General features: G+C 33.2%; 21 protein-coding genes. 2 read left to right on the top strand and 19 right to left on the bottom strand.

Annotated features, from left to right (window positions below; translation table 11 throughout):
• Positions 1-194 precede the first annotated feature (194 nt).
• From MHI00_RS02585 to isdC, 6 genes are all read right to left on the bottom strand, one after another.
• Entirely contained in the window at positions 195-323 is a 129-nt protein-coding gene (locus MHI00_RS02585) for a type I toxin-antitoxin system Fst family toxin (RefSeq protein WP_409196934.1), read from the bottom strand.
• Positions 324-422: 99 nt separating this feature from the next.
• Positions 423-1151, bottom strand: a complete 729-nt coding sequence (gene srtB, locus MHI00_RS02580) for a class B sortase (RefSeq protein WP_341110839.1) — start codon at positions 1149-1151, stop codon at positions 423-425.
• A complete protein-coding gene (locus MHI00_RS02575; RefSeq protein ID WP_341110837.1) occupies positions 1141-2148 on the bottom strand; it encodes a FecCD family ABC transporter permease in 1008 nt (335 codons plus the stop codon). Before MHI00_RS02575 ends, srtB begins: the two co-directional genes overlap by 11 nt.
• A complete protein-coding gene (isdE, locus tag MHI00_RS02570; protein WP_187958044.1) occupies positions 2138-3040 on the bottom strand; it encodes a heme ABC transporter substrate-binding protein IsdE in 903 nt (300 codons plus the stop codon). The genes MHI00_RS02575 and isdE overlap by 11 nt, the downstream gene beginning before the upstream one ends.
• Before the next feature lie 68 nt (positions 3041-3108).
• Positions 3109-5250, bottom strand: a complete 2142-nt coding sequence (locus MHI00_RS02565) for an NEAT domain-containing protein (RefSeq protein WP_341110834.1) — start codon at positions 5248-5250, stop codon at positions 3109-3111.
• Between the two features lie 254 nt (positions 5251-5504).
• Positions 5505-6155 carry a heme uptake protein IsdC gene (gene isdC, locus MHI00_RS02560; protein WP_010054622.1) on the bottom strand — a complete coding sequence of 217 codons (651 nt, stop codon included), beginning with the start codon at positions 6153-6155 and terminating at the stop codon, positions 5505-5507.
• Positions 6156-6518: 363 nt separating this feature from the next.
• Here isdC and MHI00_RS02555 point away from each other — a divergent pair, with 363 nt between their 5' ends.
• Positions 6519-6746, top strand: coding sequence for a helix-turn-helix transcriptional regulator (locus tag MHI00_RS02555; RefSeq protein ID WP_010054621.1), 228 nt, complete (start codon positions 6519-6521; stop codon positions 6744-6746).
• Positions 6746-7066 carry a hypothetical protein gene (locus tag MHI00_RS02550; protein WP_010054620.1) on the top strand — a complete coding sequence of 107 codons (321 nt, stop codon included), beginning with the start codon at positions 6746-6748 and terminating at the stop codon, positions 7064-7066. Before MHI00_RS02555 ends, MHI00_RS02550 begins: the two co-directional genes overlap by 1 nt.
• Before the next feature lie 438 nt (positions 7067-7504).
• On the opposite strand, the gene MHI00_RS02545 is transcribed toward MHI00_RS02550, so the two are convergent.
• The 13 genes from MHI00_RS02545 to MHI00_RS02485 all read right to left on the bottom strand — a co-directional run bounded on the left by MHI00_RS02545 (position 7505) and on the right by MHI00_RS02485 (position 23196).
• Positions 7505-11422, bottom strand: coding sequence for an Ig-like domain-containing protein (locus tag MHI00_RS02545; protein WP_341110826.1), 3918 nt, complete (start codon positions 11420-11422; stop codon positions 7505-7507).
• A gap of 151 nt (positions 11423-11573) precedes the next feature.
• Positions 11574-12527, bottom strand: coding sequence for an NAD-dependent epimerase/dehydratase family protein (locus MHI00_RS02540; protein WP_187957909.1), 954 nt, complete (start codon positions 12525-12527; stop codon positions 11574-11576).
• Positions 12528-12546: 19 nt separating this feature from the next.
• Entirely contained in the window at positions 12547-13866 is a 1320-nt protein-coding gene (locus MHI00_RS02535; protein WP_341110822.1) for a nucleotide sugar dehydrogenase, read from the bottom strand.
• A complete protein-coding gene (locus MHI00_RS02530; RefSeq protein WP_187957911.1) occupies positions 13866-15293 on the bottom strand; it encodes a lipopolysaccharide biosynthesis protein in 1428 nt (475 codons plus the stop codon). The genes MHI00_RS02535 and MHI00_RS02530 overlap by 1 nt, the downstream gene beginning before the upstream one ends.
• A complete protein-coding gene (locus tag MHI00_RS02525) occupies positions 15283-16446 on the bottom strand; it encodes a glycosyltransferase family 4 protein (protein ID WP_187957912.1) in 1164 nt (387 codons plus the stop codon). Before MHI00_RS02525 ends, MHI00_RS02530 begins: the two co-directional genes overlap by 11 nt.
• 1 nt (position 16447) lies before the next feature.
• Entirely contained in the window at positions 16448-17083 is a 636-nt protein-coding gene (locus MHI00_RS02520) for a sugar transferase (RefSeq protein WP_010052794.1), read from the bottom strand.
• A gap of 20 nt (positions 17084-17103) precedes the next feature.
• Entirely contained in the window at positions 17104-17850 is a 747-nt protein-coding gene (locus MHI00_RS02515) for a glycosyltransferase family 2 protein (RefSeq protein ID WP_010052793.1), read from the bottom strand.
• Positions 17837-18727 carry a hypothetical protein gene (locus MHI00_RS02510; RefSeq protein ID WP_317914411.1) on the bottom strand — a complete coding sequence of 297 codons (891 nt, stop codon included), beginning with the start codon at positions 18725-18727 and terminating at the stop codon, positions 17837-17839. The genes MHI00_RS02515 and MHI00_RS02510 overlap by 14 nt, the downstream gene beginning before the upstream one ends.
• The gene (locus tag MHI00_RS02505; protein ID WP_341110810.1) at positions 18687-19814 is read right to left on the bottom strand and encodes an O-antigen ligase family protein; all 1128 of its coding nucleotides are present in this window, start codon (positions 19812-19814) and stop codon (positions 18687-18689) included. Before MHI00_RS02505 ends, MHI00_RS02510 begins: the two co-directional genes overlap by 41 nt.
• A gap of 295 nt (positions 19815-20109) precedes the next feature.
• The gene (locus tag MHI00_RS02500) at positions 20110-20847 is read right to left on the bottom strand and encodes a CpsD/CapB family tyrosine-protein kinase (protein WP_187957915.1); all 738 of its coding nucleotides are present in this window, start codon (positions 20845-20847) and stop codon (positions 20110-20112) included.
• A gap of 39 nt (positions 20848-20886) precedes the next feature.
• Entirely contained in the window at positions 20887-21537 is a 651-nt protein-coding gene (locus MHI00_RS02495; protein ID WP_187957916.1) for a YveK family protein, read from the bottom strand.
• Entirely contained in the window at positions 21530-22696 is a 1167-nt protein-coding gene (locus tag MHI00_RS02490; RefSeq protein WP_229251656.1) for a glycosyltransferase family 4 protein, read from the bottom strand. Before MHI00_RS02490 ends, MHI00_RS02495 begins: the two co-directional genes overlap by 8 nt.
• Positions 22693-23196 carry a hypothetical protein gene (locus MHI00_RS02485; RefSeq protein WP_010052784.1) on the bottom strand — a complete coding sequence of 168 codons (504 nt, stop codon included), beginning with the start codon at positions 23194-23196 and terminating at the stop codon, positions 22693-22695. Before MHI00_RS02485 ends, MHI00_RS02490 begins: the two co-directional genes overlap by 4 nt.
• Positions 23197-23308 lie beyond the last annotated feature (112 nt).

The raw sequence follows: 23308 nt of genomic DNA, 5'->3' as shown, positions 1-23308 counted from the left end.
TTAACTCTCTGCCCGTCTAGTGTATTTTAGCATTCGTTACATTGACAACTACCTTAATTTCATGTTACTATGAACTTGCGAAACAATACTAATTTCTTATACATTTCAACACGAAAGCCCAACCTATGTCCGTAGGTTGGGCTTTTTTTATATGCATATAAGTTAGGCACACGTGGGTTAGTAGAGCAACTGCTTCAATCATCGTCTCGCTTATCTAACCAATGAGCAAATAGCTGAATCACTATCCCTGCAATTACAGGGGCGACAACTAACAATACTAAATCTTTTAACATTTCAACACCCCCATTCGGGGCAGTTGCCATACCGTTAGTATAACACAGTATATAATAGTAAATTAGCTATTTCTGCTCTAATAAAATAGTTAATTTCTATAGTTTTTAAAGATGATACAAAAACCTACTTCACAGTATTTTTTCTACTAATTTACCTTGTACAACAAAGCGCCCTTTCCCGTAATCCAATCCGGAATCACAAGTAGATAAAGTCAGAATTTGATCGTTTTCAGAAACTTCTATATTTGTTGTAATAGTCGACTTTAACTTAACTGAATCTAAATAAGTAGTAAATGAACCGGGTTCTTGAAAATTAGTCTCAATATAATAGAAATCTGTAGTTGTTTCATAGGCTGCAAAAACTTCTACCGTATAACTTTTCGTTTCAGTTTCATACTCAAAAGTTGGATGCTCTTTATAAAAATCAGGATTCAGATAATTATTTATACTCGCAAACATCGAGCCGTCCTTCATATTATGTCCATAGATAATTGTATTCTTTTCATCTTCTGATTGATTTCGATAATCTTTAAAGATGCTCCCAGCACGTGCAACTTCCCTTTGATAATTGTGTTTCAAATAGTACTCATTATCTAAACTTTGTAAAATTGGGTAATCAACTTCCGTACCTTCAATCGAAATCCAACCAATCATGTCTGGATTTTTTTTTTGCAATTCAACAAATGCAGGGCGAAGTTGGTTAGCATCATGTGGCTCATTCTTTCTCTGCTGATAAACTGTTTGAACGTCTGATAGAATCGTTTTATTATGATTATTTTCTACCCAATAATTGACGATTTGATAGCCCGAGAAAAGCAAAATAGCAAGCATTACTAAGTTAAATACTTTACGCATCATACTTTTCCCCTCCATTTTTACCAGCGATACTTGTACTCCGCCACATTAAAAATAATAAGAAGGGGCCACCTATAATCAACATAATAATCGCAGCAGGGATTTCCATTTGTGCCATTAAATTTCGTCCTAAAGTATCTGCAAATAAGACTAATAAACCACCTAGTAAGCTAGAATAAGGAATTAAAATTCGGTAATCATTCGTTTTTAGTAAACGTCTAGCTAAATGAGGAACTAGTAATCCCACAAAAGAAATCACACCGACAATCGCCGTTGTAACTGAAGCCAAAAGTACCGCTAGTAAGGCAATAAAAAAGCGCATTTTGAGCACTGGAACACCTAAACTATATAGTGTTGTATCTTCAAGAGCTAGTAAATTGCACCACTTTGCAATAAAAAAAGTAACAAGTAAACCAATAGCAACATAACTAACTAATAATTGAACATCTCCCCAAGTTTTCATGCCAAAATTAATCGCATTACCAGCTGTTTGGCTTGATATTTGCACCATCGAACTGGTTAGAATATCATTTAATCCAGTAAAAATAGCATTAACAGCAACCCCTACAACAATTAAGTGCAACGGTTTTAGTCCAACTTTAAAACTAAAACCAAATACTAAACAACAAGCTACCACGCCTCCTAAAAAGGCAAAAAATGGCGTCCAAAAATAGAATTGTGGAGCAATCGCTAAAATAAGTAATGTGAAAAATTTAGCCCCTGCTGAAATTCCAATAATACCTGCATCGGCTAATGGGTTTCGTAAAATAGCTTGCAACAATAAACCTGAAACGGATAAAGCTGCTCCCGCAAAAAAAGCTAAAATAATTCTTGGAAAACGTAAATCTTTAATAATCAGCACTTTTTCATTTTCACCAGTAATCAGCCCTTGAATTAATTCGCTTATTGGTACGTGCAAACTTCCTGATAATAATGCCCAAATAAGCGTTCCAACTAAAGCTATGACTACAAATAAAAAACCATAAACTTTATTGTTCATAAAATAGCTCCACTAATTTTGTTAATGCTGTAGGAGCATTTAACGAACCAGTCATGCCAAATAAGTTTTCATCTAAATCATAGACTCGATTATTCTTAACTGCATTAAAGTGTTTCCAATTATCGTTGGTTTTAAATTCTTCATCAAACATTTCTACTACTTCTTTAGGCATACCGTGAGCCGCCCGCAAAATAATATCCGGGTTCGCTTGCTGCAAAAATTCAGTATTAGAAGCTAAGTATTCTTGTTCTTGCCCAGTAATAACGTTTTCGCCTCCTGCTAAGCGTACTAAATCGCCAATATAAGCCTTTTCCGTCACTACTAAGTAACTACCAGGAATACCCATTAAAATTAACACCTTTGGTTTCTTATCTTGCTTAACTTTTGTTTGAGCTTTAGCAACTTTTTGATCAATAGATTGCGTTAATTGTTCTGCTTCTGATTGACGATTCAATTGCTCACCTAATGTTTTAATTTCTTTTTCCATAGAAGCGATACTACGGAAATCTAAAAAGTTCGTTTTTAATTTTGCAGCTGTTAATCCATCTTCCAAATCGGTTTGGAGTGTGCTTGTTGACAAGACTAAATCTGGTTTTAGTGTGCGCATAATTTCTAAATCTGGTCCCATTGGTGAACCAACTTCCACAACATCTTTGTATTGTTTGGGCAATTCTTTTGATGTTGTAGGAATACCAACTAAAGGATAATCCAATTTAGCCATAATTTCTGCACTTGCTACTGTTGTTGCAATCAATCGTTGTTCTTTTTTTTCTTGAGTTACTGTATCATCTACTCTTGCTGAATTTTCTTTTTCATTAGGATTTTTTTCATTCCCACATGCTGCTAATAAAAGAACTAGCAAAGTTAAGACTAGCATTAGTTGTTTTTTCATTGCCTACTCCTTTGATGACAGATTAGCAAAAGTGAGTCTTAGCAAATGCTAAGACTCATTTTTATTTATTATTTTTTTAGTTGATAGCGTCGCATAAAATAACCACTTGCTAGGATAAAAATAAAACTATAGATGGCTATATTAGCCGAGTCACTCGTTTGAACATTTTTAGTCTTAGTAACGGGTTTACTTTCTTGAGCGGATGCTACATTGGCACTTAAAAAGTTAGGTTTCGCTAATTTTTCTGGCGTACCTTCATTTGCTGGTTCAAATTTTCCATTTGTCGTAGGTGACGTTGGCAACTGGACAGGTGGTGTTTGACCCGTAATGTCTTTTAGTGATGTAGCATCTAAATTAATTGAGACAGTATATTCTTCATCATAATTAAGCCCTGGCATGTCTGTAATTGTCACTCTTGTTTGAGCTTTTGTTTTTGCAAAACCATTAGCAATTGGGTATTTGACAACGCGATAGTCTTTTTCAGTATCGTTGCTAACTACAGCGGCATCTGACCAAAGTCCATTTTGTTCAGTTTTAAATGTCTTAATCCAATGACTACTCTTTAAAGTCAGATAAAGATAAGGTTGTCCTTTTTCAACTTTGATAATACCTGGTTTTAATGTGTATTGATCCATCATTGACTTTTCAGATTCATCAGCCTTCATAACACTAAAGTTTACACTATATTGGTGATTATTTTCTAGATTCGTTGGATCAGCTGGTTTTACTGGGTTAATTGGTTTTTCTGGATCTGTTGGTTTCTCTGGGTCTACAGGAGTTACAGGTTTTTCTGGTTCTGGAGCACTTGGAAACTCATTACTCGGAATAGCTACTGCTTGAGTTGGGTCAAATAATAAACGGAAATTGGCTTGGCCATTATACAGTTTCCCACCACCCATATCCACTTGATATGCGACATGTGCATTTAAATCTGTTGTTAAATCTGGAACATCAAATGTGACAATACGACTATTTTGCGCTTCATCTTTTGATACTATCCCTGTTTCAACTAAGCTTCCTCCAACTTCCGTTTGGAAACTAGTTACTGTTTTAGAATCATTTAAATTCATTGCGATGGTTTTTTTACCATTTTCAACTTTCAACCAAACTGGATTATCAAAGTATTTTTGCATACTGCTAGCTTTTTCTTCCGTTGCATGTTTTGCAGTAAATGGTACTTTGTAAGTTCCATCTGCTAATTCAGTTGGTTCCGTTGGTTTTTCTGGTTCTGGAGCACTTGGAAACTCATTACTCGGAATAGCTACTGCTTGAGTTGGGTTAAATAATAAACGGAAATTGGCTTGGCCATTATACAGTTTTCCACCACCCATATCCACTTGATATGCAACATGTGCATTTAAATCTGTTGTTAAATTTGGAACATCAAATGTAACAATACGACTATTCTGCGCTTCATCTTTTGATACTATCCCTGTTTCAACTAAGCTTCCTCCAACTTCTGTTTGGAAACTAGTTACTGTTTTAGAATCATTTAAATTCATTGCGATCGTTTTTTTGCCATTTTCAACTTTCAACCAAACTGGATTATCAAAGTATTTTTGCATACTGCTAGCTTTTTCTTCCGTTGCATGTTTCGCAGTAAATGGTACTTTGTACGTTCCATCTGCTAATTCAGTTGGTACAACTGGTATAGAAGGTTCTTCAATAACTGGTTCAGAAACAACAACTAGAGAAGAAGGATCAATTGTTAAGTCAACTTGATACCAGTTATCATAATTAAAACCTGGTACTGTATCTACATTAATATGCATATATGAAAAAATAATTTTATCCAATGATTCCATTTTAATTCTGACTTTACGGGTATTGTCAGCTGGATTTTCAGAAATAACTTCAACATCTTGGTACGTTCCTTGATAATTTTCTGCCGGTACTGGAGTTGCCGGGCGTTCGCCTGACTTGCTAGTAGCAAAATTTTTCCACCAACCACTATTTTTTACAGTTACATATAAATACGGTTGATTATTTTCTACTTTAATCGTTCCAGTATGATCAAGATAAGCATTAGCAGCAGAACTTTCCTTTGTTGATCCACCCGTCTGATCTTTATAAAAATTCAACTGAACTTGATATTCACCACCATCTTTTAATAGTGATTCCTCAGCGATAGCTGTGTATGAAGGTACTAAACTAAAAAATAATAACGTGATAACCAAACAACTATTTAATTTTTTAAACATTTTTTTCATTTATAGACCTCCTATATAAAAATTTTGTTGAGCCGAGTAGCTCTGGCAGAAAAATAGGAAAATTGGATGTGACGGTTTTTGTCACCTCAAAATTTTATCTTTTTTCCTAAGAGTTGGCTCATAAAAACTAGCCTGATAGACTAGTTAATTCTCCGTATCCCTATCGATTTTAAAATAGGAAATACAAAAAAAGTTTTTTACTTTTGGTTGTATTTATCTGTTTTATCAAGAGAATTGCCAATAAAATTTGATTTTTATTTTACTTTAGCCGTTTTTCTAAACACGAATAAACTACCTAATGCACCTATAAATAAAAGGCTATATAAATAAATGGGCGTTTGATCACCAGATTTTGGGTTAGGTACTTTTTCAGTCGTACTTGCTCCTGCCACCTCCGGAGCTTTAACGTCACCTTGTGTTTCTGTTGTTTTTTCAACTGCAGATCCAGCAATTAAAGACGCTGATTGTAAATCAAAGCTTAAATTTATTTTATATTCATGATGATAGCTTAAATCTGAATTTTCAATATCTACTTTAATTTTTGCTGCAATCGGAGCACTCAAATCACCTGTTTGAAAACTAACTTTTCGGGTATCAAGTGAGTCGTCTGTGCTAATTATTTGTTCAGATTGTAGCCCATTGCCTGCATCAACCCATAAACCTGTAATCCATTTACTATGATTAAGCTGTAACTGAATGCTTGATTGCCCATTCGCCACAACTAACGTAGCAGGTTTATCAAAATAGTCGTTGGCCATAGAAGCTGAACCTCCATCTCCTTGAACAACTGTATAATTTATTGAATAAGTTCCATCGTCTAATGCCGCAAAAGCAACTTTTGGACTTATAAAAAATGAACCTAGTAATGCAAAAACAGCTAACCAAGCTAAATTTACTTTATTCATTGTACTCCTCCTTTAATAGAATGCTCATAAGAGCTGATTCATCTATATTGAGAATCATTCTCAATAGATATCAAAAAAAATTCTCTACCTTTTTTCACTGCTTCAAAGCAGCAATTTCATTATATTGAGAATGATTCTCATTGTCAATTGTTTTCGAAATATTTACTGTTTCTTATTTTGCTAAAAGAGCCTGTGCTAGATTCCAAGTGGTTCTTATGTATTTGATAGTTATTCTTAAATACGAATATATTATCAACTGTACTATTTATTAAATAAGCACGAACAAAGAAAACTCCTTTTTCGTATAAGTTTACTTTACTTTTTACCTAGTTTAGTTTACAATTCACTTAGGAGGTAATTTACATGAAAAAAGATTATGGTGATTTTATAGCTAATAAAGTTTATGAGTTTCGCGTTTTAAAAAAAATGTCTCAAAAAGATCTAGCTGATAAAATCGGGGTTTCAAAACAAACTATTTTTGTCATGGAAAAGGGGAACTATGTCCCATCCCTACTTTTAGCATTCAGAATTGCAGAATATTTTAATGTAGAAATTACAGATATCTTTATTTATAAGAAGGAGGAAAAATAATGTATTTTATCGAAATAATCGACAACCAGTTAGGAGAAATTAACAATTTCAATATTTTTATAGGGATCACATTACTTCTTATCATCACAAGCGTTGGGGTTGTCTATTTTATTGGTAAGAAAATGGGAAGTGACGAGCGAAGTGAATCTATTTTAACAAAAATGGGGTCAATAGGTTTTATTGTCTACATATTATTGAATTCACTCATTATCAATACGAACGTTCTGCATTATAAACAATTTCTAACTATGAACTTGTCGCTTTCATTAATTGTTGCGACTGCTTATTTAATTATTCGATATCGAAAAGACTTAAAATAGGTCATAACAAAAAAGGTTTCCCTAACAAACATTTTTAATCCAGCATTTTTTATAAATATCAATCTAAAATTGTGTCTTATTTTATAGTTAGGATTGGAGAAATATACTTTAAATTATCAAGCTATCTTTATCACCAAAAATTTAAAAGATAGTAATCAAATCATAAGTTATTGTCTACCTTTTAAATTCAATTTTTGTTCTTTTTAAGTCTACATTTACTCCCAATTTTTACTATTTCCACTAACATATTAAATAAATATTGTTATAAATTAACATCTTTTAAAAAAATTCTGATTTTCCGATTAATCATTCAGTCTATTAAAGACTTTTTTGTTAGTGATATTTCGAATAAAAAACAGGCTATCAAAAAGTTACAATACTTCAACTTTTTGATAGCCTGATATTTTCAAAAATAAATAAAATTTATTTTAACTAGTATTAAAGTTTTTCTAGAACTGTCATTTTTGCCTTCATACCAACTATAGAATCTTTTATTCCAGCTATTTCGAATGTTTTACCCACAGTTGTTAAACCTAAGTCACCGCTATAAATTGTATACTTGCCACCCAATACTGTAGTTGTACGCTTCTGAATACCGTCAACAAAAATCGCTACTCTTTCTGCTTCACCAGTAACTGTTCCACTAACAAATGTGTCTGTTGTATAATATGAATTAATTTGAGGTGGTGCTAATTGTGATTTTTGTTGTACCACCATCTTTGTTTTAGGACCAATTGTTAATCCTAATACCCCTGCTATTTCGAAAACTTTACCCGTAGTCGTTAAACCTAAGTCACCGCTATAAATTGTATACTTACCATCCACTACTGTAGTTTTACGTTTTTCAACTCCATCTACAAAAATCGCTACTTTTTCTACATCGCCACTGATTGTTCCACTCGCAGTTGTGTCTGTTGTATAGTATGGGTTAATTTGTGGAGCAGCTAATTGGACTTTTTGTTTCACTGTCATTTCTGCTTTAGGTCCCACTGTTAAACCGCTAATTCCGGCTATTTGAAACTTTTTACCTGCCGTTGTTAATCCTAAATCACCTGTATAAATCACATACTTACCACCATTAACTGCGGCTGTTCGTTTTTGAACTCCATCTACAAAAATCGCTACTTTTTCTACCGAACCAGTAATCGTTCCACTCGCATTCACATCAGTTGTGTAGTAGTCATTAATTTTAGGAACTACTAATTGGACTTTTTGTTTCACAATCATTTTAGTTTTAGGTCCAATTGCTGAACCAGCAATCCCAGCTATTTCAAATGTTTTACCTGCGGTTGTTAATCCTAAATCACCTGTATAAATTACATACTTACCACCATTAACTGCGGCTGTTCGTTTTTGAACTCCATCTACAAAAATCGCTACTTTTTTTACCGAGCCAGTGATCGTTCCACTCGCATTCACATCAGTTGTGTAGTAGTCATTAATTTTAGGAACTACTAATTGTTCTTTTTGTTTCACAATCATTTTAGTTTTAGGCCCAATTGCTGAACCGTCAATCCCAGCTATTTCAAATGTTTTGCCTGCTGTTGTTAAACCTAAATCACCTGTATAAATTATATATTTACCGTTTTTAACTGCAGCTGTTCGTTTTTGAACCCCATCAATAAAAATAGCTACTTGTTTTGCTGCTCCTCCAATAGTACCTGATGCATTTACATTTGTTGTATAATACTCATTAATTGTTGGTGCAACAAGCTGCTGTTTACTTTTTACTGTCGCTTCTGTTTTTGGTCCGACCATGATTCCATCAATTCCAGCTACTTGAAATTTTTTCCCAAGAGTAGTCAATCCTAGATCGCCTGTATAAATTACATACTTGCCATTATTAACAGCTGCTGTACGTTTTTGTACCCCATCGATAAAAATCGCAACTTGTTTCGCTGAACCAGTAATTGTTCCTGATACATTTGCATCTGTTGTATAGTAATCATTAATTGTTGGTGCAATCAATTGATTCCTTGCTTCAACAATTTTTGTTGTTTTGGGCCCTTCAACACCATCAAATAAGCCAGCTATTTGAAAACTTTGACCTGCAACAGTTAAACCTAAATCACCTGTATAGATAGTAAAGCTTCCATTAGTAACTGCAGCTGTTCTTTTCTTTACCCCATTTACATAAATAGCTACTTGTTTTGCTGAACCTCCAATAGTTCCTTTTGCATTTATATCTGTTATATAGTAGTCATGAATAACTGGAGCCACTACTTTTTCTGATGCTTTCGTAACAATAGTTGAAGCTTCTGATTCTTTACCATTTAAAGTGACTTTTGCTAGAACTGTTACACCTACCGCTTGTTTAGCAATTGTAAAACTATATTTCCCAGCACTATCAACTTTACCTGATGCTAGTATAGTTCCATTTGCAGACAATGTAATTGCTCCATTTGGCTCACCTGTTCCCGAAACAAAAGTTGTAGCATTATCAATATTAGAAATAGTTGTTTTGGCTATCTCACCATTTTTTACGATTGTCGATGCTTCAGATGTTTGGTTATTTGCTTTCACGATTGTTGTTACCTTTACACCGGTACTTTGTTTAGGCATTTGGATTGTATATTTCCCATCACTTCCAACAGTTCCTGTCGCAATTACTTGTTGATTTGCTTTAACTTCAATCAAACCATTTGGTTCACCTAATCCACTTACAGTCGTTGAGGTTGTGTCTAGATCAGAAATAGTTGTTTGAACTATCTTCTTTTCCTCTACAATCAATTCTGTAACAGCTTGAGCTTCATTACCATTTGAATTTTTCACTGTATACTGAATCGTGTAATTACCAGGTTTCGATGTATCAATATTCTTTCCATCTTCAACTGTAAACACAATCTTATCAGTTAAGTCCCCATCAATTTTGTCAGTTGCTGTAATACCATTTAATGGATTAAATTCTGTCCCTACTTGAACAACTATTTTATTTTGTATGCCGGCAAAAGTTGGTTTGCCCGTTACTGCACCATTGGAAATCCGTTTATAGTCTCTTAATTGGCTAAACTCTTTTTCAACAACTGGATTGTTGCAATAGATTAACCTGTAACCATCTCTAAAGTTAGATATTTCAAAACGATCTTTAATATCCCAAGTGCTATTTGGCTTTCCATTTGTGGCAGAATCTTTGATTGACCATACATTTAATTCAGAATCCTTGATAGTAATATTTCCAATACTTCCTGCTCCAAAGATAGGTTGAGCGACACTCCCCCCCATATTTAGATGCTGTAAATGATCAAAAGTAAAATTATAATTACCTTTTGAAAAGACAGCAGCTTTGGCATCTTTAGAATTGCTATTCACATTAAATATAGAACCCTTTTTTGCATTAATATTTAAAGGGATAATTGCACCATTTGGGGGAACTGCTGAATTGAATATTATATACTTTCCACTCGCTGTAAAACTTGCATTCTCTCCGATATCAATATTTCTTGCCCATGAAACAGGAATATAAGCTGGATTAGTACTAGGAATTTCAGTACTTATATCAACAATAGCATTATCTTCTAGTATCAAATCACCGGATTCAGTAGTATTAGGGAACTTAATACCTCCACCAACAACAGTTAAAGTCGCATTTTTTTTGACTAAAACATTCTTCATTACATTAACCTGCGAACGAATTTCATTTTTACCTTCAAATATATAGTCATAACTATTAGTTACATAATTTGTTATATTAGTACCAGAAAATAAGATATTATTAAATATTATTTCCTGATTTTTTTTAGTAACGCCACTAGAAATCGTACCCGCGCCAGCTTTAGTTCCGTTTATACGCCCATTCTCAAAGCGGACACTTTCTGCTCTCACATAAAGATATTGCGATCCTACATTTAAGAGGTTATCATTCAAATCAATAGTAATATTTTTATCAATATATATAACTTTAGTCACCGATATAGATTTCAATAATTTTATTTTTGATACATTGCCAAGCAAGGCATCTGTTAATTCTGTCTCTGTTGAAACTTCTTCAATCCTTTCATTCGCTAACACACTAGGAGTATTCGCTCGTGTATTTGAAGTTTCCTCACTGGTTGCCTTACTTTCCGTTTCTGGAGCCACTTGACTTTCTTCTTTTGTTGCAGTTTCTGCTTCCTTTTCAGGTATTTCAGACTCTACTTCTTCTGTAGAAATAACTGGTATTCCCTCTGTCAAAGTAGGTGCCTGTTCTCCTTCAAGTTCAGCAGAAACAGAACTATCAACTGTTTCTTCTGTTTCAACTGCATAAGCAATACTAGGTATACTTGAACTTGCTAACATCAAAGTTAACGTACTAACCACCATCACTTTTTTTAAGCTTTTGGCATTCATTTTTAACTGTGCCAGTTCTTTATTTTTCATTATTTAATTTCCTCCGAATTTATTAATCTTTTTTATAGTTTGTTGTTTTTCTGATTCCTTATACTAATTTCCACACTACTTATCATGCCTTTAGATGTTCTAAGTGTTCCCTCCTATGCCTCCCTTTTTTCCATATCTACTTTCCCTCTCCTCACCTCCTCTCAATCGTTCTCTTCCAATAAGAAACAATTCCCTTATCAATTGAATAGAGCGGTTGATACCCTAGTTCTTTTATTTTAGTAATATTAGCTAGGGAATTCATGATATCTCCTTTTCGAGCTAATTTAGTCTGGATACACAATTTTTTTTGACTTAGTGATTGAGAAAGAACTAGTAGTTGATTTAAAGAGGTCTTTGCTCCAGTTCCAATGTTATACACCTCACCAATCGCTTTTTCTTTTTCTGACACAAGTAATAGCGCCTGAATTACATCCTGCACATAGACAAAATCTCGGGTTTGCTCTCCATCTCCATATTTAGTAAATTCAAAATATTCTGAATTTTTATTTGTTTTCAATCCTTGATTAAGAAGTGATAATACCCCTGAATAAGGAGAATTAGGATTTTGGTTCTCGCCATATACATTAAAGAAACGCACTGCTGTTGTTTTCACACCATAAAGTCGGTGATACATTAAGGTAAATTGTTCCGATGCATACTTGTCCAAGGCATAAGGACTTAGTGGTTGAACAGTATCTCCTTCTGTTTGAACAGCATGCGGGCTATCTCCATAAACTGACGCAGAAGAGGCAAAAACAAAACGCTTAAGTAATTGTTTTTGTTTTTTGACTTGTTCCAATAAAAGCAAGGTTGCATCTTGATTAATAAGATGAGTGGACCACGGAAATTCAATCGACTCTGCGACATTAGCCACCGCTGCTAAATGAAAGACATAATCAAATGTAAATTCCTTAAATAGTTGATTTAATAGCTTTTTATTTCCAATATCTTCTTTGATAAAGACGACATTTTCTGAAGGAAGTATATTTTCTCTGTGTCCCATTGAAAGATTGTCGACTACGACAACTTTTGCATAGGTACCATAATGATTCACCAAGTGTGAACCGATAAATCCGGCCCCTCCGGTAATTAAAATTGTCTCCATTTTCTTTGCTCCTATTCTTTTATTTCGCTTTATCCCCAAGTCGAATAGTTTTTTCCGGGTACTGATTGTTCAAACTATTTTTAGTATCTAATATAAGCTGGCTTTTATTTGCAATTTTATTTCTATCAAAGCAATCATGATTGACTAAGAGAATAACCAAGTCATAGGTTTCCATTAATGTGTAGTCTAACTCGATTGATTCTTGTTTATAACCATGTTTATCTATAAAATATGTTGTTAATGGATCACAAAATTCTACCATGCTTCCCGCTTTTTGAAGATCATCAAAAATTTGTAAGCTAGGTGATTCACGTAAATCATTACTATTTTCTTTATAGGCCATTCCCATAAGCAGGATCTTTGAACCTTTTAAGACTTTGTTATGCTGCAGTAGAGCTTCTTTTGCTTTTGATGCCACATGTTTAGGCATTTCTCGATTAATTTCTTGAGCCAATTCAATCAAACGACTGGAATGATTGGATTTCTTCGCTTTCCAATTCAAATACATTGGATCTAATGGAATACAATGTCCACCAATCCCTGGACCTGGTAAAAACTTCATATAGCCAAAAGGCTTAGTCTCAGATGCTTGAATCGTTTCCCAAATATCAATTCCCATTTGTTCACACAAAATCGCCATTTCATTGATAAAAGCAATATTGATACTTCTAAAGGTATTTTCTAGTAATTTACTCATTTCAGCTACTTCTGTGGAAGTTACTGGAACAACTTGTTCTACAATGCTTTGATACAATAAAGTACTGATTTCTAAAGAATTTTCAGTTGTCCCTCCGACAACTTTAGGAGTATTTTTAATTTTAAATTTTTTATTTCCTGGGTCCACTCTTTCAGGAGAATAGGCAACCATAAAATCTTGATCTGCTAAGTAGCCCTGTTGAATCAACGGTTCATGAATTAATTCTTTGGAGGTTCCAGGATAAGTAGTACTCTCTAGAATAACTAACATTTGACTTTCCCATTCTGAATGAATCGTATCGAGTGCCTCTTGAATGTAAGAAATATCAGGTTCATAAGAATCTGTCAATGGGGTTGGTACACAAATAATGAAGCAATCAAGCCCTTTTAAAGACTCTTTTTGATTAGATACTTGAAAATGTCCAGTAGAGAAAGCCATTTGTACCGTCTCTGAAGAAATATCCAGAATATCTGATTTTCCTTGTTTTAAAAGTGCTATTTTCACTTCACTTTTATCAAATCCTGTCACATAAAAACCTGCTTCTGCGAATGATAGGGCTAAGGGCAACCCAACATAACCTAATCCGATTACACCAATCGTGGCGGTTCTATTATTTATTTTCGTTATAAATTGATCTCTCACTAGATTTCACGCTTCTTTCTTTTGATTAACTGAATTAGAGGGTCTTTACTGAGAATGAAACAAATACTGTAACTAATTACCCCAACACCTACTTGAGTCACTAGGTAAAGGCTAGTACGCTCTATTTCTATAGATCTGGATGCTCCCCACATACAGCCTCCCATTATTAAACTAAATACTGCATATTTGATTAAATACTTGCCTACAAACATAAATGAAACAACTTTTCTTACTTGATATAGTTCAATTAATAACGTTACCGCAGTTCCCAAGAACAAAGCTAGTGCTGGTGCTTGCGCTTTAAAATTCAACTGTAAAAAGAGAAAACAACAACTACTTGTCACGACTGCTCCAACAATTACAGCCAATGCATACTCTTTATTTTTATTGCTTACTACTAAATATTGGATTCCGATAACGTCTGAAAGCCCTTTGAACACAAAAGAAAATGAAATAATCACCAAAGGATTCATTACTTCTGAAAATTCTTCTCCCAAAAACCAAGAAACAAATTGAGGTGCCATCACTAAAACCCCAATAGTCATAGGCAATGCTAGACCACTGATAAAACGAAGTGAAAAATTTAAATATTTTTTTAAACGTTCTGTATCTCCCGTTGTATAATATTTAGACATCTTCGGCATTAAAACAGAAGTTAAGGCCGAGATAAAACTAATCGCAATTGCATACAATTTATAGGCTTGATTAAAGACACCAACTTCAACAGCACCGTTAAAATTTTCCAATAAAAGTTTATTTATGGATAAAGTCAGAGTCAACATACTCGGAACAACAAATAATAATACAATTGGGGAGATGTGTTGACCTATGGTTCTTACAACAAAAGTAAATCCACCCACCTCACTTAAAGCAATACTCCCTGTTAAAAATTGTCCTAAAAAAAGAGTAAGTCCGTTAATCAAAATGTATTTCCATAAATCATTACTTGTTTGTATAAAAAGAAAAATAGCTCCTATATTGCAGACTCTCACTGCGATATTTCGCCACATAATCGCAGAAATTTTTTCTTTCCCGACAAAATACCAGGAAGTGTCCAATCCCGTACTGATTAATGTAAAAAGATAAAGAACAAGTAGAAATTGATGCTGATTAAAATAAAAAATAAAGAGTCCGTATAAAGATGTTGTTGCTCCAGTCATTATAATCTGAAAACTAAAAAGTTCAGAAAACAGCTGGTTCATATTTCGTTCGTCTGTTTCAGCTATTTTTTTGCTAGCATACATCGGTAGTCCCAGTAAAATCAACAATGAAAAAAGTTGAATAAAAGAATAGAGATATGCTTCTAATCCAATGCCTTTCGGACCAAAAATTCTTGAAATATAGGGGGTCGTTACAAGTGGTGTTAGAATGGTCACGAATTGATAGACTAAAATCGAGCCATAATTCCGAAGCAATTTATGACTCATTCGCACTTACTTCCAAGGCAGCATCATAAATTTGCTCCACTTTTTTTGCTAGATGTCCCCAATTCAATTCATGTTCTATCTTAGATTTCGCCCTTATCCCCATCTCTCTTGCCTCAGCTGGATGACAGACTAAATAATTAACAGCTTCGTAAATAGCACTACTAGATTGATCTGGTATTAGCAAACCGGTTTTTTTATGCTCCAAAATATCAGTATTTCCTCCAACAGCACACGCAACAACTGGATTTCCACATGCCATTGCTTCTAGTATTCCAATACTACACCCTTCCATTAGTGAAGGTTGAACATAAATATCCGCTAAATCCAAATACTGTTTAATTTGATGATGCGCTTGTCTCCCAATAAATTTCACTTTTTCTAAGTTTATTTTTTGTTCTTCTAGCCAGTTCTTCAATTGTTGTTCCTGACTCCCATCTCCAACTAAACAAATAAACAGATTCGGATGTTCTTCTAACAATCTTGGAATCACCTGGATAAAATAAGTCATGCCTTTCACCGGCTCCATACGATTGGTGGTGACTATCACTTTATCCCCTTCTTCAATTCCTAATTCTTTTCTCAATAAGCTGAGATGTGATATCGCTTTTTGATATTCTTCAAAATTAACTCCATTAGGAATGAAAACACAGCGTTCTGAACCAAACAATTCTGCAGACATTTTTTCTACTTCGAAACTAGGACAAATAATTTTATCTGGTTGACCAATCATTTTAGTGATTTTTTTGAATTTTTTTTGCTTATACAACGTTCTAAACAATGAAAGATGGTTGGTATAGACTTCAACGCCTGTTGTTTTTACATACTGCATCATTTTTGCGTCTTTATTTAGCGTTTGCCAATGAATAATATCAATCTTTTTTTCTGCTTGTAAATCATTTATAAAGGTACTCATTCGTCTTCGATAAGTGAAATCACCAATTTTTTTTATTTTAGGAATCGGAATCCGAAAAATTTTCACTTGCTCATCCCATTCAATTTCCACTTTGTTGCTCGTTGAAAAATAGCATGTAAGTATTGTAATCTGATGGCCTCTTTTAGCCAGAGCTTGACTCAATTCATGAGTATAAACGGCTACTCCACCAATATTAGGAAAATAATCATAGGAAACGAATAGAATTTCTTTCTTCTTCATTTTAGATTGCTCCTTTAGTCGTCAAAATAGTCCTAATTGTTTTCCACAGTATTTCCAATTCAAGTTTGATGGATTGATTTTTAACATAATACAGGTCATATTTCATTTTATCGCCATTTTTCAAATCGCTGCGACCATTTACTTGAGCCAAACCTGTAATACCAGCTTTTTTTTCTAAACGCATTTTCTGCTCTTTATTATATCCACAAGTAATCTCAGGTATTTCTGGTCTAGGGCCAACAATACTCATGTCCCCTTTTAATACATTGAAGAATTGCGGAAGTTCATCAATGCTTGTTTTTCGAATAAAGGCACCAATTTTTGTAATATGTTCTTTTTCATCGTTCTCTGACTTAAATATGAAATCAGAGGGTACTCCGTAAATGGGGTTAAACATGTACGTTTTTTCTGGAATTTCTTCTTTCATTGAACGAAACTTAAAAATTTTAAATCTAACTCCATTTAGTCCCGTTCGTTCTTGAATAAATAAAATAGAGCCACGATCCTCTTTCCAAATCAAAAGAGACACAACAAGCATTATAGGAAACAAGATTAAAATACAGATACAACTAAACACAATATCAAATCCTCTTTTTAGGCAATTAAATATAATTTGTTGCCGCTTATTTTTATCCATCACACTACTTCCCCCTTCCGTTATATCCTTTTTTTTATGGCATTAACTACATAATGACAAAAATAATAACTTGTTTGAACAAGTGATAATTGTTGCGTTTTCCGATACATACGCCATGTTCTGATAAGCATTTTCCATTTATTTTTTGAAAATGAATTCTCTTTTATTCGGTAGTAAACTAGTGCTTGCTGAGTACCTTCCGCTTCATATCCTTTTCTTAACAAGTTTAGCCACGTAGCAGTGTCTTCTCCACCTTGAATCAGGGGCATGAGAAAAGGGCCTGTTTTTTTTCGATCCACTACCACCGTTGAACAACCTATGATAGTGTTTTTAAGTAGTTTTTTATAAGTCAGACTTACAGGAACTTGAACATGTTTTTTCACACCCGTTGATTTAACCATATAATATTCACTGAAAGATAATGCCGTTTGCTTTTTTTCAAAACAACTTAGTTGAATCGCTAGTTTTTCTTGTTTCCAAATATCATCGCAATCAATAAAGGCCACATATCGACCTGTGCTTTTTTCCAACCCTAAATTTCGCGCATATGCAGGTCCTGCATTTTTATTAAGTCGGGTAAAATATACATTGTCTAATTTTAAAAAATTTTCAATATAATGAATATACTCTATAGTAGATCCATCATCGATTAAATGAAGTTCAATATTTGAAACTGACTGTTCTAACACACTTTTAATTGAATCTACAATCGTACAGTCTGGATTAAATATTGGCATAATGACACTGACTCTTTCACTCAGAAACATACAATTTCTCCTTTTCACGTAAATAATTGATTAATCTACTTGTTCGGAAATTTTGCCCTACTTCATTGATATGATAAACTGAATTAAAGATGTGATTCAATGGAACAAAATAGTCCTCTGGTTTACCTATAACTTGATAGTTTTCAGTTAAGTAACTAGTTAATCGCTCTAGATAATGTGAGTTTCGATAAGATTCAAAACCTAATGTAGATGGATAAGTAATATACAACTCAATCCCATGAGACAAACAATAAGATTTGAACTCCTCAAGCTGACGAATGGAATTTGTGACATTAAAATTTTCTGGAAAATAAAGAGCCTTCTCTTTTTCTTTAGCCAATTGTGAACCCGTCACATCCAAATAACAGCCACTTTCACCAATAACAAATTCACGTTGCACATAACTAAAGTTATACCTTAGATTTGCGATAGCATAATATATGAACGCAGGTACAGAAAAACGAGTCAACTTCTTTTTATCAAACATCCGATAATACTCAAAAGAAAAGATATGATAAGGTGGATTATAGTACAAAGAATAGGCTAAACATGCAATAATTTTATCCCCAGGCTTGGCTAATTTCTTACCATAATCTACTAAATAACCCAAACCTAAACCAACATTCGTACCCAAATTAACTGTTGGAATCGTTAATTCTTGATTCATTTTTTCTGTATTAAAACTATACAAAACATCACTACCACCTATAATGAATCTTTTTGCGCCTTTTTGATTATCACTAAATGTTTGTTTTATCTGTTCTAATTCTTTAATTCTAAGAATTCCTTTCGACGGATAGAAAAAGAAATACAGACAAGCAATCACTATGAAAACACTACCTAAGCTCACGATTGCCCCTATTAAAATTTTGATCATCTTCTTTACTCTCCTCTTCTACGAATGATATTGCCAATGCCATTCCTAAGCCTAGCCATAAAAAACGCTGTTCTACTATTGTACTTAAAGCTACAGAACTGATTAAAAAGATACCCCACATTAGAAACGGACTATATTCAAGAATAGTTTTATTTGTTTTTTTGATTAGTAACATAAAGAACTTGTAGCCTAACATACCTACGGCTAGTACTAAAAAAATTGTAAATAAACCTATTTCTCCCAATGACTCTAAGAAAAAATTATGAGCTGAATTAAAGTTTAAGCTCGAACTTTCATAACCTTGACGAAATGTTGCAATTTCAATTGGTATTCCTCCTGTACCTACTCCTAAAAAATGACGTTTTTTTACAATAGCCCAAATCGTATTATACAAATTTAAACGGTCCGTATTAGACGCACCTTTTTGCGTAAAGCTGACTTGAATCGTATGAAATGTAGTAGTTAAAAATGTCAAAGAGAAAAGTTCTTTTATTAATAAACTAAGAACTCCGAAAAAAAGAATAAGAAAGGTAATTCGTTTGAAATAAACCCAATAAATAACAAGGCTAACGATTATTATTGACACAATACCTAGTCGAGAGTATGTCATAATTACTAGATAGATGCTTGAAAACCAAATCAAAATCCCACTAAAGCGCATAAATTTATGAGTCGCTATAGAATAAAACCGATAAAAGACAAGCGGTAAAAACATTGCCAAAAATAGAGCGTAATCATTAGTATTGAATAAAAATCCAGTTGGTTGAAAATGACTAGTAGTTGTTTCATAAACAAGAGAACCTGATAACTTCAGATGCCAGCCCATCAATACCTCAAAAAAACCAATAGCTAGTGAAACAATATAAATTGTCGAAATAATATCTAAAATTGCATCTACAGCTTTTCTTGTTTGAATGAAATAAGAAGGCACATAAAGTAAACAACTCGCTTCAAATATATAATAGATATGTCGCAATGCAGGAATTTTATGTTGTGCCCAAAATAACGTGATAAAGCAGCCTATATTCCAAATTAATAAGAGTAACCCTATGTAGCCTTGAAATTTCAGTCCTTTATTTAACGGCATTAGGGAATCTTTATACAAAACCAATATAAATAATTGTGCAAGCAATAAAATTCTAAAAAGAAAAATACTTTCATATCCTGGAAAGCTTAAGTAGGCTCCTAAAAAGGCAGAAACCGTAAAAAAAACAAAACTAATCTTTAATACAAATTGTTCTGAACCATACGTCATCGAAAGAAGCAAAAGGCTTCCAATTATTAGAATCCCGACATATAAGGGATATAATACAAATAAACTAGCGCTGATAATCATCATGAAAAAAGCAATAACAATAAAACACCTCGTTTGAAAAAAATAATTAATAGTACGTATAGTCTCTCAACTCTTTTCTGCTGTACTTCTTTTTATTCAAGATAACTCCAAGAATTGTGTTATTTGCTAACTCAAGTATATTCACAACTTCTTTTAATTTCGTAACTTTAGTTTTACCAACAGACGTCACAATGATCATGCCATCGCATATACGTCCAATCAACCTCGGATAATTCAATATTAAAGCTGGAGGCGTATCAACAATCACAATATCAAAAATCTTATTAGCTTTTTTAATTAGTTTCTCCATTTTATTTGTTTGATAGAGCTCGTTAATATTAGGATGCATTGGACCAGATGGTAGGACAAATAAATTTGTATATATTGTCGATTTAATATATTTTTCAAATTGTTCATCTGAAGCTAGATAGTTAGATAGTCCACGTTTTTTAGCAACTAAGAGCTGTCTAGACAATCTTGGATTATACATATCAGAATCAATCAATAAGACACTTTTTCCTCCTTCCGCAAATGTTCGAGCAAGACGAAGAGCGCAAAAACTTTTCCCATCGCCTTTTTCTGCGGAAGTAAGCCCAATCACATTAATATTTTCTTTATGAATAGAGTTTGTGAAGGTGAGTGTTGTTTGAATCGTTCTAAATTGTTCATTCAAAAACTCTTTATTTCTTATTTTTGCATTTTCTTTATTTTTTTTTGATTTTTTTTTTCGTTTTTTAAGGTTGTTTTCTTTCACATGTTTATTTTTTTTTATTTTACTACTCATACAGAACTGGCTCCTTGCATATGCGTGAACTCAACGACTTTATTTTTTTATCAATGTAACATCACCCAAATAGATTAATCCTAACTCTTTTATTTGTTCCTCATTGGATATAACTAAGTTAGATATACTTAAAAAGAATAAAAATGCCAAAGCACTAAATACTCCTGTAATCATTGCTAAAATTAACTGGAATAGAATAGATGGTTGGTTGGCAGTATTCGCTTTTTCTAAGATAGTGACATCGGCTCCTTTAAAAAGGTTGGAAAAATCTTTTGCAACTAAATCAGCTATAGTGTTCACAACCAGAACCGCCGATTTTTTATTTTCCCCTCTTGCTTTTAACGTGACAATTAAAGAGTTTTCATCAATTGAAACAGATAATTTTTCATGAATTACTTGTTGATTCAATTGCATAGCGGCTTGATTCATAATTCTTTGACTTTGAGTAATAGATGAAAAAGTACCTAGTAATTGGATACTTGAGCGTAGCTCATCTAATCTTTGCTCATTATTTTCATTTTGGATGGAAACCAATAATTGAGTCTTAGCTTCATAATTTTCTGGTATCACATATACTGTCAATAAATAGACGATACTTGTCACTAAACAAGGGACAAGTAAGACAATAAAGTAATATTTTTTGCATACCCTAAAAAAATCATGGAAAATTCTTGTTTTTATTTTACTCACCTATCCTAACCTTCTCAAGAAATCTGTAAAATACAGCTAATTTTTCCTCTTCACTTTTCCAGCTGAATTGAGTTTCAAATGCTTCACGACCGTTAGTACCTAACTTCTGAGCTAATACTTTGTCATGTTCTAAATGCTCAATTAATTGGGCTATCTCGTTACTATCTAGCGGATTAGCAAATAAACCGCAATTGTTTTCGATTAACAAAGACTTCCAATCAGGAAAATCAGATGCAATAATAGGCAGTCCAGCTGCCATATATTCAAAGAGTTTTGTAGCCAAGGAATTTTTATAATTTGGAATTGGTTTTAACAAACATAATCCGACATCGGCTGAAAAATAATGATTCCATATATCTTCATATGGAATTCTTCCGTACCAAAAGATATAGCCTTCCAAACCATATTCGATTATTTTTCGATTGACTTTATCTTTTAAGGACTGCGCTATCGGTCCAATAAGCTTCAATTGAAATTGAAATCTTCCTCTTTCCATTACTATTTTTGCTACCTCAATCATTCCCATAATATTACGATCTTCTGTTATATCTCCTACATAAATGAGTGTAAATACTTCTTCCTTTTGCATTTTATTTTGCTCAATTGGCAAAGGATAATTTAAAATGTCCTTTGTTAATCCCTTATACTCAGTAAAATACTGTTTATAGGATGTTTCTGCAAAAATAACCCCATCACAATAGCGCATCAATTTTTTTTCTAACACGCAAACTAATTTAGATATGGGTCTACGGACTGGGGCTGGCAACCAATCTTTCGTACTAATTTGAGCCGCAAAATATTCATGCATATCATAAATGATAACAGCATTAGGTTTTTGTTTTCGAATCAAGGGCGCCAAACAAAGCAGCTCTGCATCATGAAAATGATAATATTTAGCACCCGATCTGAGTGCCTTTTTCATTAAAAAAAACCATTTAAAAGGCCTCGACCATTTTTTTCCTTTTTTCATCAAATGAAACTGAATACCTTCAATAAATGGAGCTTCTTCTTGATTGCCAATTGCATAGAATTCTATATTTTTCCCACTTTTTATTAAGCTAAAAGCTTCCTTTTTTAATATTCTTGTATCCATCCAATTATGAACTGAACTAAACATAAAAACGTTATTTTTATCCAAAGGTGCTTTTACTTTCTTCATTTTATAGTAAAAGACCATTCTAATTTTTCCATATTTGGCCAATTAGGATTAACTGGTTGGTATCGAATAATGCCTTTAGAAATATTCGCTGGAATCAAATACGCACCTGTTCCTTTTGCAGATCCTTTTGATTTAATTACTTCACCAAAATTATCTTTCTCACCATACATTTGATATGTTTTCCCATCACTAAATATCTGGAAATCCCCCGCTCCAACTCCTACTTCTTCTAAATAATTTTCATTATCAATTTCAAATGATAACACAACCAAACCTTGATCATCAGCTATACCACTATCAGTTGCGTACTCTCCTTTGACGAGGTTTATCTTTATATGATTCGTTACTTTTTCTTTACCTAAATCATCTATAAGTACTTTTTTTTCTTTCGTTAACGTTGGCTCAGATTTTTCCTTACTTCCTTTAGTTGAACACCCAGTTGTTGCTGTAATGATTAAAGATAATGTAAAAAGTACGAATAAAGCTTTCTTTAAATTCATATTCTATTCACTCCTATATATTCTTCATAATTATTGTTTTCCATACATAACGCATTTCTTTTAATCAAGTAGTTACACTATTTACTCTACACATATAAACATCCTCTCCTAG

It is taken from the genome of Carnobacterium sp. FSL E2-0243, from assembly GCF_038003605.1.
Classification (GTDB): Bacteria; Bacillota; Bacilli; order Lactobacillales; family Carnobacteriaceae; genus Carnobacterium; species Carnobacterium maltaromaticum.
The sequence above is the reverse complement of the archived record's forward strand: the minus strand, read 5'-3'. Positions and strand labels throughout refer to the sequence as shown.

Coding starts and splice junctions, on each gene's coding strand:
- MHI00_RS02485 (WP_010052784.1), bottom strand. CDS start 23,196: ATGAATTTAAAGAAAGCTTTATTCGTACTTTTTACATTATCTTTAATC.
- srtB (WP_341110839.1), bottom strand. CDS start 1,151: ATGATGCGTAAAGTATTTAACTTAGTAATGCTTGCTATTTTGCTTTTC.
- MHI00_RS02565 (WP_341110834.1), bottom strand. CDS start 5,250: ATGAAAAAAATGTTTAAAAAATTAAATAGTTGTTTGGTTATCACGTTA.
- MHI00_RS02530 (WP_187957911.1), bottom strand. CDS start 15,293: ATGAGTCATAAATTGCTTCGGAATTATGGCTCGATTTTAGTCTATCAA.
- MHI00_RS02510 (WP_317914411.1), bottom strand. CDS start 18,727: ATGATCAAAATTTTAATAGGGGCAATCGTGAGCTTAGGTAGTGTTTTC.
- isdC (WP_010054622.1), bottom strand. CDS start 6,155: ATGAATAAAGTAAATTTAGCTTGGTTAGCTGTTTTTGCATTACTAGGT.
- MHI00_RS02555 (WP_010054621.1), top strand. CDS start 6,519: ATGAAAAAAGATTATGGTGATTTTATAGCTAATAAAGTTTATGAGTTT.
- MHI00_RS02490 (WP_229251656.1), bottom strand. CDS start 22,696: ATGAAGAAAGTAAAAGCACCTTTGGATAAAAATAACGTTTTTATGTTT.
- MHI00_RS02585 (WP_409196934.1), bottom strand. CDS start 323: ATGGCAACTGCCCCGAATGGGGGTGTTGAAATGTTAAAAGATTTAGTA.
- MHI00_RS02505 (WP_341110810.1), bottom strand. CDS start 19,814: ATGCCGTTAAATAAAGGACTGAAATTTCAAGGCTACATAGGGTTACTC.
- MHI00_RS02575 (WP_341110837.1), bottom strand. CDS start 2,148: ATGAACAATAAAGTTTATGGTTTTTTATTTGTAGTCATAGCTTTAGTT.
- MHI00_RS02500 (WP_187957915.1), bottom strand. CDS start 20,847: ATGAGTAGTAAAATAAAAAAAAATAAACATGTGAAAGAAAACAACCTT.
- MHI00_RS02540 (WP_187957909.1), bottom strand. CDS start 12,527: ATGGAGACAATTTTAATTACCGGAGGGGCCGGATTTATCGGTTCACAC.
- MHI00_RS02520 (WP_010052794.1), bottom strand. CDS start 17,083: ATGGATAAAAATAAGCGGCAACAAATTATATTTAATTGCCTAAAAAGA.
- MHI00_RS02545 (WP_341110826.1), bottom strand. CDS start 11,422: ATGAAAAATAAAGAACTGGCACAGTTAAAAATGAATGCCAAAAGCTTA.
- isdE (WP_187958044.1), bottom strand. CDS start 3,040: ATGAAAAAACAACTAATGCTAGTCTTAACTTTGCTAGTTCTTTTATTA.
- MHI00_RS02550 (WP_010054620.1), top strand. CDS start 6,746: ATGTATTTTATCGAAATAATCGACAACCAGTTAGGAGAAATTAACAAT.
- MHI00_RS02525 (WP_187957912.1), bottom strand. CDS start 16,446: ATGAAGAAGAAAGAAATTCTATTCGTTTCCTATGATTATTTTCCTAAT.
- MHI00_RS02515 (WP_010052793.1), bottom strand. CDS start 17,850: ATGTTTCTGAGTGAAAGAGTCAGTGTCATTATGCCAATATTTAATCCA.